The sequence below is a fragment of the Streptomyces platensis genome (assembly GCF_008704855.1).
Taxonomy (GTDB): Bacteria; Actinomycetota; Actinomycetes; order Streptomycetales; family Streptomycetaceae; genus Streptomyces; species Streptomyces platensis.
The window spans coordinates 3163718-3177905 of sequence record NZ_CP023691.1 but is presented as its reverse complement, the minus strand read 5'-3'; the positions used below and the strand labels follow the sequence as shown (position 1 = coordinate 3177905).

Below are 14188 nucleotides of genomic sequence, written 5' to 3'. Positions count from 1 at the left end.
ATCACCCTTGTCTGCTGGGAAGTTATTCGGCCGGCGGGGCTCTTGGCGCGATGCGCTCCGGAGCGTGAAACCGAAGCCGGGAAATCGTGACCACATCGTGCCTGTGGGCGGTGCAAAAGGCCGGGCTCCGCCGCACAGACGGTCCGCGCCGACGGCCCTCCCGTGGATCAACTCACCGGTACGGGAGTATTGACGCACCTCCAACTCGCTTATGGACAACGGAAGATGCGGGACGGCGTAGGCTTTGTCGAAGTTGAAGTGACTTCCATTGTCACCATCAGCGGCGGCCGGCGGCGGTCGGCTATTGACGGCGCGTCGGTTCCCGCTGTGTTCCGCCACACACAAGAATGACAAGCGGTGAGCTTGCTGCTGCACACGGTTCTTCATCGTGATCAAGCCGCCGCAGTGCACAATCCAACGCTGCATCAGTCATGAGTTGAATAAAGGCATCTTCAAAGGCCATTGCGCAAGTTGGTACGAGATTCCGCTTTTCGCGCTGCTCCGAACGGGTGGCCTTATCGGTTGACTGTTGTAGCCCGCCGAGCCGCATGGATAACTAGTCGCATCCAACCGGTGGGCCGCCCATCCTCTCCGGGGAGCGGCACCTGGCCTACCCGTTGGCCCGGCCCAGCGCCTGGTTGCGGTCAGACCGAGATGCCGTATGGGCGTCCCCGGTAGAGGGTTTTGGATCCGTCAGCCGGTGCCGGCACCTCGGCACCGGCTGATCGGCCCCCACATTCGGATCAGGGGGCGTCATGCGAACCATTTCCACCATTCGCTGGGTCAACGGCGTAGGTGCCTTGATCCCGGCCCGCACCGCGACCGCACCGGAACCCGACCGGTCCGACGGTGATCTGAGTCTCCCGATCCCGGTGCCCGGTGAGGATTCCGCGCCTGTTTCCGCGGCCGGTCCGGCCCCCGCGTCCGGCACCGCCATCCCGGCGCCGCACCGCATCCACGCTCCGCACGACACCGGAAGCGCGCAGGCCACGCGCCGGCGCACCACCACTGCGGATTCCCCGGCGGGACGGTACCCCCTCCCCGTCCGCGGGGAAGCCGACCGGTGCTTCCGCACCCTCGTACCGGCCGGGGCCGTCCCGGTCCCCGGCGCCGGCGGATGCCCCGTAGCGGTCGCCCCCGGTGTTCGCGGTGACCGGCCCGAATTCCCCGGCACCGGTGGCCATATCACCGGAAGCGGGAATTTCGAATCCCCCACCTCGGCTTCCCCGGACGGGAATTGCCTGCTGCGCGGCATGAGCCGCTCCCTCGGCAACGGAAGCGTGCCGATGACCGCCGCCCGCGTCACCGGCACCCGTCCCGCCGCTTTTCTCGCGGCGGAATTCAGTAACAAGGCCTGAGCGGGACGGAATCCCGCAGCCTGCACCGGGCGCCGCCGGACCGTGAACGGTCACCGTTTCCGCCGCGCCCGCACCGTCGTCGACGCCCCCCGACGTCGCCGTCGCCGCTCCATCCGCCTTGGCCGGTCCGGCAGTTGTCATCCCGCCGCAACGGTCCCGCAGTGATCTGCCACCAGGTCCCCCCACCTCACCCACTGAAGCCTGCCCCCCACCACCCACTGCGACAGAACATCGGGAGAACAGTATGGCGAAAAGAACAATGGTGATCCTCGTCGACGGGCCGGAGGGAAATGCCCTGCCGCAGCACATGCGCGACGATGCGGACGACCCGATAAGGCTCCTGCGGGGCAACGGGTACGAGCGTTTCGAATTCTACGGCGAATACGCGGACCTGGGCGGACAACAGGTCCCGGTCTACCGCTGGTGTTACCGCACACGAATCGCCGAGTAGGCGCGATGCGGCCCGCAGCAGAAAGCAATGCACAGAGGAGAACGACCATGTGGAACCTCGTGAGGGACGGAGCCCTGTCATGAACCAACGGTCCGGGAACTCCGGAGAACGAAACAAGAACCGCGATGTGGTGGTGACCGGCGTCGGATTCTGTCTGCCCGGCCAGACGGAGCCGGTCTTCACCGCCGATGACATGTGGGCGGTGATCTCCAACGGCCGGTCCTGCCTCAAGCGGGACGAGGTCTACTACGGCTCGGTGGAGCTCACCCAGGAGATGTTCGACGAACGCCTCCCGGATGTGCCGCCGTTCTTCTCCCGCCACTACACCTCGGCGCACCGTTTCGGTCTGGTGTCGATGGCGGAGGCCACCACCGATGCCGGGCTGACCACCTACGGCGGCGCCCTGAGCGAGGCCGCGATCCTGGTCGGCCGCGGTGGTGTCGACGCGAACATCGAGAGCTATCTCTCGGTGCTCAGTGCCGACCCCGGCAAGACCAGCGCGCCGGACGCCATGGAGCTGTTCGTCGCGGCCGAACAGGCCGTGACACCCTCCGACGTCGCCCTGGTCCAGGCGGCCCTGACGCAGTCCAACGGCCCCTGCTACACCGTCTCGTGCGGCTGCGCCTCGTCCGCCGTACAGGTCGGCAACGCCCGGCGGATGATCGCCCAGGGCGAGGTCGAGGTGGCGGTCGTGACCGGCGTCGACGTCTTCAACGTCCACCTCATCCAGAACATCCAGCGGCTGCTGAGCGGGGCGCAGCAGACCTATGACGCCCTCCGCACCACCGACATGCCGGAGCTGCTGCCGTCCTTCACCTCCCTCATGCGGCCCTACGACCGGCGGGCGGACTGCATCAACCACGGTGAGGGCGCCGCCACGGTGATCCTGGAGAGCCGTGAGCACGCCGCCCGGCGCGGTGCGCACATGTACGGCCAGGTGCTGGCCACCGCCATGACCCGGGACGGCCTGGCCAACCCCCTCGCGTCCGACGAGACCGGCGCGGAGCTGGTCGCCGCCGTCCGCCGCTGTCTCGGCGACCGGTGGCGGATCGACGACGTGCCGTACGTCCACGGCGGCAGCGACGGCAACATCGTCGTCACCGCCTTCGAGGCGGCCGCCATCCGGGAGCTGTACGGGCCGGAGAGCGATGTGCTGGTCACCTCCCAGGAGGGCTGCTTCGGCCACAACGGGGCGCCGGCCGGCTGCCTGGGCGTCGCCATGACGCTGATGATGATGGAGCGGGGGCAGGTCTGCCCCACCGCCAACTGCGAACAGCCGGCCGACGGGCTGCCCTTCGACCCCGTCCCCGGCGTGCGGCCCCGCCCGCTCGACTTCGACTACGCGCTGAGCTTCAACTACCAGGTCGGCGGCGTGAAGAACGCCATCCTCCTCGGCAGTCCGGAAGCCGTGTGACCACGGGCAGATCACCTCCCACATACGGAGACCCCGATGAGCAACGACATGCACGGCTCGCCAGCCGAGTCACGACCCATCCATGAGACAGAGCCCGTTGCCGTGATCGGCATGGGCTGCCGGCTCCCCGGCGACACCGATTCGCCCGCGGCCCTGTGGCGGCTGCTGGTCGACGGGGGCGACGCCGTCGGCGAGCTGCCCGCGGAGCGCCGGCGCCTGGTTCCCGAGGGCTCCCCCGGTCCGGGGAGCCGGGCACCGACGCCCCGTCAGGGCGGCTATCTGCGCGAGGTGACCGGCTTCGACGCCGCCTTCTTCGGCGTCGCGGGCGGCGAGGCCGACGTCCTGGACCCCCAGCACCGCCTGCTGCTGGAGGTCACCTGGGAGGCCCTGGAACACGCCGGCCTCCCGCCGGACCGGATGAACGGCACCCGCACGGGCGTCTTCGCCGGGATCAGCTACAGCGACTACATGGACCAACTGGCCGGTCAGCCGCAGGAGTTGGAGGGCTCGATCCTGACCAACGGGCACTGTGTGGCGGCCGGCCGGATCTCCTACCTGCTCGGGCTGCACGGGCCGTGCGTGGCGCTGGACACCGCCTGCTCCTCCTCCCTGGTGGCCGTGCACATGGCCCGCCGGGCCCTGGCCGCCGGTGAGTGCGAGGTCGCGCTCGCCGGCGGCGTCACGCTGAGCTTCCAGCCGCGCATCACCCGGTCCTTCGCCCGTATGGGCATGCTGTCGGCCGGCGGCCGCTGCCGGACCTTCGACGCCGACGCCGACGGGTTCGTCCGCGGCGAGGGCTGCGGCGTCGTGGTGCTCAAGCGCCTCGCCGACGCGGAGCGGGACGGCGACCGGGTGCTGGCGGTGCTGCGCGGCTCGGCGACGAACCAGGACGGCTCGTCCGAGGGCCTGGCGGCACCGTCGGTGACCGCCCAGCGGGCCCTGTATCTGGACGCCCTCGCCCAGGCCGGGGTCGACCCGCGGGACGTGGGCATGATCGAAACCCATGGCACCGGCACCCCCGTGGGCGACCCGATCGAGTTCGCCAGCCTCGCCGAGGTCTATGGCTACGGACCCGGCCGGTGCGCCCTGACGTCGGTGAAGACCAACGTGGGCCACCTGGAACCGGCCGCCGGGGTCACCGGGCTGATCAAGAGCGTGCTGTGCCTCCGGAGCGGCACCATCCCGGCGAATCTGCACTTCCGGCGCTGGAACCCGGCCATCACCCCCGGGGGCACCCGCTTCTTCGTCCCCACCGAACTGACCGCCTGGCCGCTGCGCACCGCCACCCGGCTGGCCGCCGTGTCCTCGTTCGGCTTCTCCGGGACCAACGCCCATGTCGTGCTGGAACAGGCCCCGGAACGGCGGCCCGCCCCGAGCCAGGACCTGGGCCGGCCGACCCGGACGACCTCCGATGTCTTCCTGGTGTCGGCCGGCTCCCCGGACGTACTGCCGACCGCCGCCACCCGGCTCGCGGACTGGATGGAGGGTGACGGCGCCAACGTGCCGCTCCGCGATATCGCGCACACCCTGGCCCTGCGGCGCTGCGCGGGCCGCGGCCGGATGGGCGTGGTGACCTCCGCACGCCGCGAACTCATCGGATCGCTGCGGGCCTTCGCGTCCGGGGAGCGGCACCCGGCGGTGGTGACCGGCTCGGTGGGCGCCGCCGTCGAGCGGCAGCCGGTGTGGGTGTTCTCCGGCCAGGGCTCCCAGTGGCCCGGTATGGGACGCGGACTGCTGCAGACCGAACCGGCCTTCCTCGACGCGCTGACCGAGCTCGACGAGCTCATCAGAGCACAGAGCGAGGTGTCGGTGCTCGACGTGGTGCGGCAGGGCAGACCCGTGCAGGGCTGCGGCACGGTGCAGCCGGTGCTGTTCGCCCTCCAGGTGGCCCTCGCCGCCACCTGGCGCTCGTACGGCGTCGAACCCGCCGCGGTGATCGGCCACTCCATGGGCGAGGTCGCCGCGGCGGTGGTGGCCGGGGCGCTGACCCTGGCCGACGGGGTGCGGGTGATCTGCCGGCGCTCCGGACTGCTCAGCGACATCGCCGGCAGCGGCAGCATGCTCAGCGTCGCTCTGGACGCCGCCACGGTGCGCGCCGAACTCGCCGACAGCGCGGCCGACACGGTGTCGGTCGCCGTCCTCTCGGCGCCCGACTCCACCGTCGTGGCCGGGCGGACCACCGAGGTGAGCCGGCTGGCCGCCGCCTGGGAGGCCCGGAAGATCCCGGTGTTCCCGATCGCGGTGGACGTCGCCTCGCACTGCCCGCTGGTGGACCCGGTGCTGCCGGCGCTGCGCTCGGCACTGTCCGGGCTCGCGCCGCGGCAGCCCAAGGTGCCGTTCTACTCGACGGTCGTCGACCCGGGGGAGACACCGGCCTTCGACGCCGACTACTGGTGCGACAACCTGCGCCGCCCGGTGCGGTTCGCCGAGGCGGTGGCCGCCGCGGCGGCCGACCGGCACGTGGTCTACGTCGAGGTCTCCCCGCACCCCGTGGTCACCCACTCCGTCGGCAGCAGCCTGGCCGGACTCGTCGGGGACCCCGTCGTGCTGCCCACGCTGCGCCGCGACGAGGACGACCAGTCCACGCTGCGGACCCAGCTCGCCGCGCTGCACTGCGCCGGGGTGCCGGTGAACTGGCGGCACCTCTACGCCGAGGGCGAGCTGGTGGACGTGCCCACCGTCACCTTCGACCGGCGCCACCACTGGGCCGACTCCCCGCAGCCCCCGGCCGTCGCCGAGGCCCCCCGGGCCCAGCTGCCCGGCCACCACACCGAATTCCCCGGCGAGCCCGTGCGGCACTGCTGGCGGGCCGATGCCGGTACCGGCGCGCTGCCCTGGCTCGCCGACCACCGGGTGCACGGCAACGCCGTCTTCCCCGGGGCGGCGCACTGCGGGCTGGCCCTCTCGGTGGCCTGCGAGGCCTTCGGCGCGGCACCGCACGAAGTGGAGGTCACCGAGATCCACTTCAAGCAGCTGCTGCGGCTGGAGGCGGACACCGAGGTCTCCACCGTCGTCACGATGACCGCACCGGACCGCGCCGAGTGCCAGATCCTCGCCCGGAACGAGAACGGCGACTGGGAGGCGCAGGCCGACGCGGTGCTGCACCGGCTCAGCGTCCGGCCCGAACTGCGGCCCCGGTCCGTCGAGGACATGAGCCGGCGCCACCCGCTGTCCGTCGAACCGGCCGACCTCTACGCCGGGCTGCGCCGGCGCGGCCTGGAACACGGCCCGGCCTTCACCGGCGTGCGCCGGCTGAACGCCGGCCGCCACAACGACAGTTTCTGGGCCGAGGTCGCGGTACCGCGCGAGGCCGGCAGCCCGTCCCCCGGGCTGCCGGTGCACCCCGTCCTCCTCGACGTCTGCGCCCAGCTCGCCGTGGCGCCCCTGATCAACGAGGAGGACCAGACGCTGGTGCTGCCGGTGGGCATGCAGGCGCTGCGGCTGATCGGTGATCCCGCGACCGCCGTGTACTGCCACGCGCACGTCAGCGAGATCACGCCGGAGGCCATCGTGGCGAATGTGCGCCTCCTGGACGACAGCGGCGCCGTGGTGCTCGTCGTCAACGGACTGCGCTTCGCACGGCGCGCGGCCGCCCGCGGCACCCCGGCGGTCGACGACTGGCTGCTGGAGATCGGCTGGCGCGCCACCCCCCGTGCGGCCCCCGACGGCGGTCACGCGCCGGGCAGTTGGGTCGTCGTGGGCGAGGCGGACGGCTCGGCGCAGGCGCTGGCCGCCGCGCTGCGCACCCGCTGCGCCCGTACGGTCGTCTGGGACCGGGCGCTGGACGACACCTCCCTCGACACCTTCCGGGACGCCCTCACCGGGCGGCTGGCCGCCACCCTCGAAACCCCGCGCGGCGTGGTGCTGGTGTGCGGCCCGGCGGACGGCCAGGAGCCCACCGAGCAGTCCCTGCGGCGCACCCGCCGGCTGCTCGGCGCCCTCCAGGCCCTCACCGCCACCACGGACACGCCCCGGCTGTACGTCGTCACGCGCGGCGCCCGCGGCGTGGTGCCGGGCGACGAGGTCGACCTCGGCCAGAGCGCCCTGCGCGGACTGCTGCGGGTCGGCGCCCTGGAACACCCCGAGCTCCGGCCGGTGCTGGTGGACGCCGATCCGCACGACGCCGATCCCGAGGAGGTGTCCCTGGAACTGCTGGCGGACGCGGACGACGACGAGGTCGCGCTGCGCGCCGACGGCCGGTACGTGGCCCGTCTGGAGCACGCCGGGACCGGCGGCGGCCAGGAGGAGGCGGCCACCGCGTGCACCGTGCGCTACGGGGTGGACGGATTCCGGCTGCGGGCCGGCCGGCTGGGCGATCTGTCGAGCCTGGAGTACGCCGTCACCGAACGGCGCGCGCCCCGGCCCGGCGAGGTCGAGGTGCGGGTCACCGCCGCCGGCCTGAACTTCCGCGATGTGCTCACGGCCATGGGCCTGCTCCCCGGCGAGACGGACGTCCGCTACCGCATCGGCTTCGAATGCGCGGGCGTGGTGACCGCGGTCGGCGACGGGGTGGACCGCCCGCAGGTCGGCGACGAGGTGATCGCGGTCGATCTCAGCGGCGGCGCGTTCGGGTCGTTCCTGACCGTGCCCGCCGACGCGGTGGCCCCGGTCCCGTTCGGTATCGAACCGGCCGTCGCGGCCGGGCTGCCGATCGCCTTCCTGACCGCCTGGTACGCGCTGCGCTCGGTCGCCCGGCTCTCCGCGGGGGAGCGGGTGCTGATCCACTCCGCCACCGGCGGCACCGGTATGGCGGCCATCGCGGTGGCCCGGATGCTGGGCGCCGAGGTGCTGGCCACGGCCGGCAGCGAGGACAAGCGCCGCTATCTGCGGGGCATGGGCATCCGCCACGTCATGGACTCCCGCACGCTGGAGTTCGGCGAACGCACCCGCGAGGCGACCCACGGCGAGGGCGTGGACGTGGTCCTCAACTCGCTGTCCGGAGCGGCCATCCGGACCGGACTGGAGACGCTGCGCCCGTTCGGCCGCTTCGTGGAGCTGGGGGTCCGCGACATCCTGGCGGACGCACCGCTGGGCATGCTGCCGCTGCGGCACAACATCAGCCTGAGCACCGTCGACCTGATCGAGCTGCGGCGCAACCGCCCGGACACCTTCGCCACGGTGTGGCAGGAGGTCCTCGCCGCGTTCGAGGAGGGCCGGCTCAAGCCCCTGCACTGCACGGAGTATCCGCTGTCGGAGGCCACCACGACGTTCCGCACGATGGCCGCCGCCGAGCATGTCGGCAAGCTGGTGCTGACCGTGCCCGACAGCGGGGAGGCCCCCGCGGTGCTGCCCGATATGGACATGCCGGTACAGGAGGGCGGCGCTTATATCGTCACCGGCGGGCTGCGCGGGCTGGGGCTGGCCACGGCGAAATGGCTCGCGGGCCACGGCGCCGGCCACCTCGTGCTCAACGGCCGCTCCGCCCCGTCCCCCGAGGTCGCGCAGACCCTCGCCGCGGTGATCGGCAAGACCACCAAGGTGTCGGTGGTCCTCGGGGACATCGCCGAGCCGGAGGTCGCCGCGCGGCTGGTGTCGACGGCGGTGGCCGACGGCTTCCGGCTGCACGGCGTGGTGCACTGCGCCATGGTGCTGGACGACGCGGTGATCGCCAACGTCGCCGAGGACCAGCTGGAGCGGGTCTGGACGCCGAAGGTCGCCGGCGCCTGGCAGCTCCACCAGGCCACGGACGGGCATCCGCTGGACTGGTTCGCGGTGTTCTCCTCGATGGCCTCGCTGCTGGGCAACCCCGGCCAGGGCTCCTACGCCGCGGCGAACTCCTGGCTCGACGGGTTCGCGGCCTGGCGTTCGGCGCAGGGCATGCCGACGCTGGCCGTCAACTGGGGCCCGTGGGGCGAGATCGGGGTCGCCACCGACTTCAGCAGCCGCGGCTACCGCACCATCCCCACCGACCAGGGCCTGGCGGCGCTCCAGACGCTGCTGGCGCACCGGCGGGTGCAGACCGGGGTGCTTCCCGGCCCGCCGGACACCTGGCTGCCGCCCGCCGGCCGCCATCTGCCCTTCTTCAGCGGGCTGTCCGACGACGTCCCGGCTGAGCAGGCAGCCCCGGCGCCCGACGGCACCGAGGACATCCGGGCCCGGCTCACCGCGCTGCCGCCCGGCCTGGCCCGGAGGGCGGCGCTGGAGGAGCATCTGGCGGGCCATGTCCGCGACATCCTGCGGCTGGGCAAGAGCTCGCTCGACCCGCAGACCCCGCTGAAATCCCTGGGATTCGACTCGCTGCTGGCCATGGAGCTACGGGCCCGCATCGACCGCTCCTTCGACCTGAACCTCCCGCGGAACTTCGTGTGGGAGCATCCGACGCTGGCCGCCCTCACCGCCGGTATCGCCGAGCAGCTGGGCCTGGAACTGACGGCACCGTAATTCCCCGGTCATCGGGGGCACAGTACGCCCGGCGGGCAGCCGAAGCCCGCCGGGCGTCCGTCTGTTCACGGCGCCGTGGAAGCGGTAGCATTTCTTCCGCATTCTTGCCGCGCATTCCTTTCCGGCGCCCGCCCGACGGCTTTTCATCAATGGCATTGCCGAATAATGCGCAACGGTTTTCTTATGGTGATAGTATTTCGCGTCGGCGATATCCCCGGCCGCTACCAATGCCGCATCATACGCCTTCCCGGACGGCCGCTCACGCTGCTTGAATAAATACGGGAAAGAGGGCGGAAGCGGTCCGGTGCACACACCGGAGGCGCGCCGAACTCCCAAGGCCGCCAGGACGGACCCAGCGATGGCGCCGGCGTGCTCATGAGGCGAAAGCGGCATCGGAGTCCATGAGGCAGGTACGAAAGGGGTAGTCATGTTACCCACCACAATGCATTCGGCCGAAGTCATGGTGACCGCCCGGCATATCGCCGGCTGGCCCGAGGAGAGAAACTCTCTGGTCCCCGCCGACTGCTGGGGCTCCGCGCAGCGCGTGGTGCTGCGTATGCCGGCGCTGAAACGGGCCGTACCGGTCTGCCGGAGCCTGGTGCGCTCCTGGCTCGACGGACAGCAGATACACGACGAGGACACCCGCTATCTGGTGCTGCTGGTTCTCTCGGAACTGTTCACCAATGCCATCCAGTATTCCGCCGGCCCCCACGTCACCTGCCGGATAGGGAAGTCGGAGGACCACCTGCGCATCGAGGTTCACGACCGCGGGGGAACGCCCTCGGTGCCGCGTATGCGCCGCCCGGGGCCGAGCCAGGAACACGGCCGGGGACTGGAACTGGTCGCCAAGTCCTCCGCGCAATGGGGCCGCAGGGTCGAGGCGGACCACAGCTGCACCGTGTGGGCCGCGGTGCCGCTGGCCATCGGCGTACGGCACGGCGTGGCGCCGTAACGCCCCCGGCGGGGCGGGCCGGATCGCCACCGGCGACCGGTACCCCTCCGCCACCCCACCCCTCGCGGGTGGCTCCCTGCCGCCGGCGGTCAGGCGGGTTCCGGCTCCGCATCCCCTCCCCGCGGGACGGTTCGGGCCCGCCGGCCGTCGGTGCCTCCTTACGGGCGGCCCGGCGCCGGGCGGGCGTCCGTCACCTGGGCACCCGCACACCGCTCTCCTGTACCAGGGCGTCGAATTCGCACACCGGCGTCATGTCGCCGAACGGCCGCAGTTCATCCATGAAGTGCAGCAAGTACCGTTCCCCCAGCGCCGACTTCAGCCGGCTGAGCAGCGCCACCGCCTGCGCGGCGGCCTGGCACGCCTCCTCGACATCACCGGCCTGCGCTAAGACGGTGGCCAGCAGCAGCAGATCGATGGCCCGGCGCCGTACCCGGGTCCGCGGATGCCGGGCGAGGGCCTCCTCGGCCCGCCGGGCGGCCGGCCGCGGCTGCTTGAGATCCCGGTAGCAGTGGGCCAACTCGTCGGCCAGATAGGCGCGGTCGAAGTGCCCGATCCACTCGGGACCGTCCCCCGGAACGACCTGCGCCATCGCCTCGGTCGCCTTGTCCGCCAGTATTTTGCACATCCGCGCGTCCCCGAGCATGGCGTAGCCGCGCGCCTCGGTCGCGTAGAACATGGCCTGCGCGGCCGGCGGGGCCTGACCCCGGGTGCCTTCCTGCGCGGCGCGGGCGAGCTGCACCGCCTCCCGGGAGCAGCCGGCGCCGACGGCGAGATGACTCAGCCCGGCCGCCAGCACATAGCCGCCGTAGCACCGGTCGTCCGCGGCCTGTGCGAGCCGCAGCGCCTGGATGTAGTACCGCTGCGCCAGCCCCGGCTGCCCGACATCCAGCGCCGTGTACCCGGCGAGTTCCGTCAGCCGGGCCGCCGCGGCGAACAGTTGCCGCCCGGTGGCCTCGCCGTAACTCCCGTCCATCAGACCGGACAGCACACTGCTGAGGCAGGTGACGATGACCGGTCGCACATATCCGCTGCCGACCCGGTGATCGAGTTCGGCCAGCGCCCGGGTGGTCGACCGGACCAGCTCCACATCGCTCGTCCCCACCCGCGGCCCCAGCCGCCCGTTGCGGGCCACCTGGAGGTCCGGGGAGCTGATCAGCCAGTCCCTGCTGGGCTCGACCAGCGCCGAGGCGGTCATCGCAGAACGCGACAAAAGCCCCCTGGACTCGGCGTCCATATGCCATAGTTCACGGACCTGTTCCAGCGCGTCCTCCACCGTGGCCGCGAAGTGGAGGCCGACCCCGCAGGTCACGCTGTTGCCGTTGGCCATGCCGATTTCTTCCGTCGAGACCGTGCGGCCGAGTTTGCCGCTCAGCGCCTCGGCGATGATGGCGGGCACCCGGCCGCGTGGCCGCTGACCGCTCAGCCACCGGCTCACGGAGGTCTTGTCGTACCGCAGATCCAGGCCCTGTGCCTCTCCCAGGACGTTCACCTGCCGGGCCAGGGCGGAGTTGGACAGTGAGGCTTCCTGGATGAGCGACCGCAGCCGCTGGTTGGTCTGACGCGCGACGAGTGGTCGGGCGGCCATGGTGCGCCTCCAAGCACATGCCGCCAACGATTCACGTTGGCATATCCAGAGAGAACGGGACAGGACAGTCAATACCCAACAAGCGGGACTGAATCGCCATGACCAAAGTCAAGTCGTCGCCTGGGCGTTGCGCCCAGTAGCAAAGGTGCATACGAGGGCTCCAGAAGCCCGCCCCTCACCCGCGCCTGCCCTGCGCGCCCCTGCCGTCCCCTCCGGCGCCCAGCGCACCCCACCGCGCACAACCCGCCACCACCCGAGCGAGGCCCACGCGCCCGGGTGAGCCGTACGGACCGGCGCCCCGCACCCCGCGGCGTCACGCCACCAGCGGCCGGTCCGTCGCGGCGATGGGGGCCGGCAGCGCGGTGGCGCCGGTGAGATAGCGGTCCGTGGCCGCCGCGGCGGCCCGGCCCTCCGCGATGGCCCACACCACCAGGGACTGCCCCCGCCCCGCGTCGCCCGCGACGAAGACCCCGTCCGTCCCGGCCCCGGCCGGCCGCTCGCCCCGCACGGCCGCGAAGCCGGCGTCCCGGGCGAAGTTCCCCCGGGCGTCCAGCGTGAGCCCCAGCTGCGTCATCAGCCCGGTGCCCCGTTCCGGACCGGAGAAACCGAGGGCGATCAGCACCAGCTCCGCCGGGATCACCCGCTCGGTGTCCGGCCGCGGCGCTCTGGCCACCGGTTCCACCTCCGTCAGATGCAGCGCGCGCACCCGGCCGGCCGTGTCCGCCGCGAACCGGAGGGTGGCGGAGGAGAAGAACCGCGGATCCGTGCCCGCCCGGCCGCGGGCCTCTTCATGGGCGTGGGAGATCCGGTAGACCTTCGGGTAGACGGGCCAGGGCTCGGTGTCCGTCCGGGCGTCGCCCGGCTCCGGGTTGATGTCCAGCTGCACCACGGAGGCCGCGCCCTGCCGCAGTGCGGTGCCCAGACAGTCCGAGCCGGTGTCGCCGCCCCCGACGATCACCACATGCCTGCCCTCGGCGGTGACCGGCGTCGTGGCGAGGTCGCCCTCGCCGACCCGGTTGGCGAGGGTCAGATACTCCATGGCCTGGTGGATGCCGCACAGTTCACGCCCGGGGACGGGAAGCTCGCGCCGCTCCATGGCCCCGACGGCCACCACGAGCGCGTCGTGCCGCCTGCTCAGCTCGATCACGTCGACCGCGCCGCCGATGTCCATCCCCGTACGGAACTTGGTGCCCTCGGCCCGCATCTGTGCGATCCGGCGGTCCAGATACCGCTTCTCCAGCTTGAAGGCGGGGATGCCGTAGCGCAGCAGTCCGCCGATGCGGTCGGCGCGCTCGTAGACGGCGACGGTGTGCCCGATACGGGTCAGCTGCTGCGCCGCGGCGAGCCCCGCGGGCCCGGAGCCGATGACCCCGACGCTCTTCCCGCTGAGCCGCTGCGGCGGGTGCGGGGCCGTGAACCCCTCTTCCCAGCTCCGGTCGGCGATGGCCTGCTCGACGTTCTTGATCGTCACCGGGTCGGCGTTGATGGCCAGGACACAGGCGTCCTCGCACGGCGCCGGGCACAGCCGCCCGGTGAACTCGGGGAAGTTGTTCGTGGCATGCAGCCGCTCGGACGCCGCCCGCCAGTTGCCCCGCGTCGCGTACGCGTTCCACTCCGGGATGAGGTTCCCCAGCGGGCAGCCGCTGTGGCAGAACGGTATGCCGCAGTCCATGCAGCGCCCCGCCTGCTCGGCCACCAGAGGCAGCAGCGCCTGGCCCGCGTAGACCTCGTGCCAGTCGTTCAGCCGCTCCTCGACGGGGCGCGCCGGCACGGGCCGGCGGGGGGCCTTGAGGAAGCCGTGTGGGTCGGTCATGCACCGCCTCCGTCGCTCACTCACGGTGCAATAAGGCGTTCTGCCAGCCTACGCCTGGTTTGTAGGGATTTGCCGGGCCGATGGCGGCGATCACCGGGCCGATCATGCGCCAGATCTCGCCACCGGGCAGACGCCCTGGGTGTCCGATCGACGGCTGTGGGTGGTGCTTGCGGGTCGCGATGGCCGACCTGTTACGCGGCGATATCGGGCAAAGGGCGTGTACGGACGGCCACG

General features: G+C 71.9%; 7 protein-coding genes. 5 read left to right on the top strand and 2 right to left on the bottom strand.

Annotation, left to right across the window (positions count from 1 at the left end):
• Positions 1-755: 755 nt before the first annotated feature.
• From CP981_RS13945 to CP981_RS13925, 5 genes are all read left to right on the top strand, one after another.
• Entirely contained in the window at positions 756-1358 is a 603-nt protein-coding gene (locus CP981_RS13945; protein WP_085927452.1) for a hypothetical protein, read from the top strand.
• A gap of 244 nt (positions 1359-1602) precedes the next feature.
• Positions 1603-1809 (top strand): DUF5988 family protein, encoded by a 207-nt coding sequence (locus CP981_RS13940; RefSeq protein ID WP_229894347.1) that lies wholly within the window; start codon positions 1603-1605, stop codon positions 1807-1809.
• A 79-nt stretch (positions 1810-1888) separates the two neighbouring features.
• Positions 1889-3223: a beta-ketoacyl synthase N-terminal-like domain-containing protein gene (locus CP981_RS13935; RefSeq protein ID WP_085927454.1), complete on the top strand. Its 1335-nt coding sequence runs from the start codon at positions 1889-1891 to the stop codon at positions 3221-3223.
• Positions 3224-3259: 36 nt separating this feature from the next.
• Entirely contained in the window at positions 3260-9604 is a 6345-nt protein-coding gene (locus CP981_RS13930) for a type I polyketide synthase (protein ID WP_085927455.1), read from the top strand.
• 427 nt (positions 9605-10031) lie between these two features.
• Positions 10032-10556 (top strand): ATP-binding protein, encoded by a 525-nt coding sequence (locus tag CP981_RS13925; protein WP_244329648.1) that lies wholly within the window; start codon positions 10032-10034, stop codon positions 10554-10556.
• A gap of 190 nt (positions 10557-10746) precedes the next feature.
• On the opposite strand, the gene CP981_RS13920 is transcribed toward CP981_RS13925, so the two are convergent.
• On the bottom strand, positions 10747-12141 hold the full coding sequence (locus CP981_RS13920) for an NsdA family TPR-like regulatory protein (RefSeq protein ID WP_085927456.1): 1395 nt from the start codon (positions 12139-12141) through the stop codon (positions 10747-10749).
• 313 nt (positions 12142-12454) lie between these two features.
• Positions 12455-13954, bottom strand: a complete 1500-nt coding sequence (locus CP981_RS13915; protein ID WP_085927457.1) for a glutamate synthase subunit beta — start codon at positions 13952-13954, stop codon at positions 12455-12457.
• Positions 13955-14188: the final 234 nt, after the last annotated feature.

Excerpts from the sequence above, each read along its gene's own strand:
- CP981_RS13945 (WP_085927452.1), top strand. The coding sequence starts at position 756 with ATGCGAACCATTTCCACCATTCGCTGGGTCAACGGCGTAGGTGCCTTG.
- CP981_RS13940 (WP_229894347.1), top strand. The coding sequence starts at position 1,603 with ATGGCGAAAAGAACAATGGTGATCCTCGTCGACGGGCCGGAGGGAAAT.
- CP981_RS13915 (WP_085927457.1), bottom strand. The coding sequence starts at position 13,954 with ATGACCGACCCACACGGCTTCCTCAAGGCCCCCCGCCGGCCCGTGCCG.
- CP981_RS13920 (WP_085927456.1), bottom strand. The coding sequence starts at position 12,141 with ATGGCCGCCCGACCACTCGTCGCGCGTCAGACCAACCAGCGGCTGCGG.
- CP981_RS13935 (WP_085927454.1), top strand. The coding sequence starts at position 1,889 with ATGAACCAACGGTCCGGGAACTCCGGAGAACGAAACAAGAACCGCGAT.
- CP981_RS13930 (WP_085927455.1), top strand. The coding sequence starts at position 3,260 with ATGAGCAACGACATGCACGGCTCGCCAGCCGAGTCACGACCCATCCAT.
- CP981_RS13925 (WP_244329648.1), top strand. The coding sequence starts at position 10,032 with ATGTTACCCACCACAATGCATTCGGCCGAAGTCATGGTGACCGCCCGG.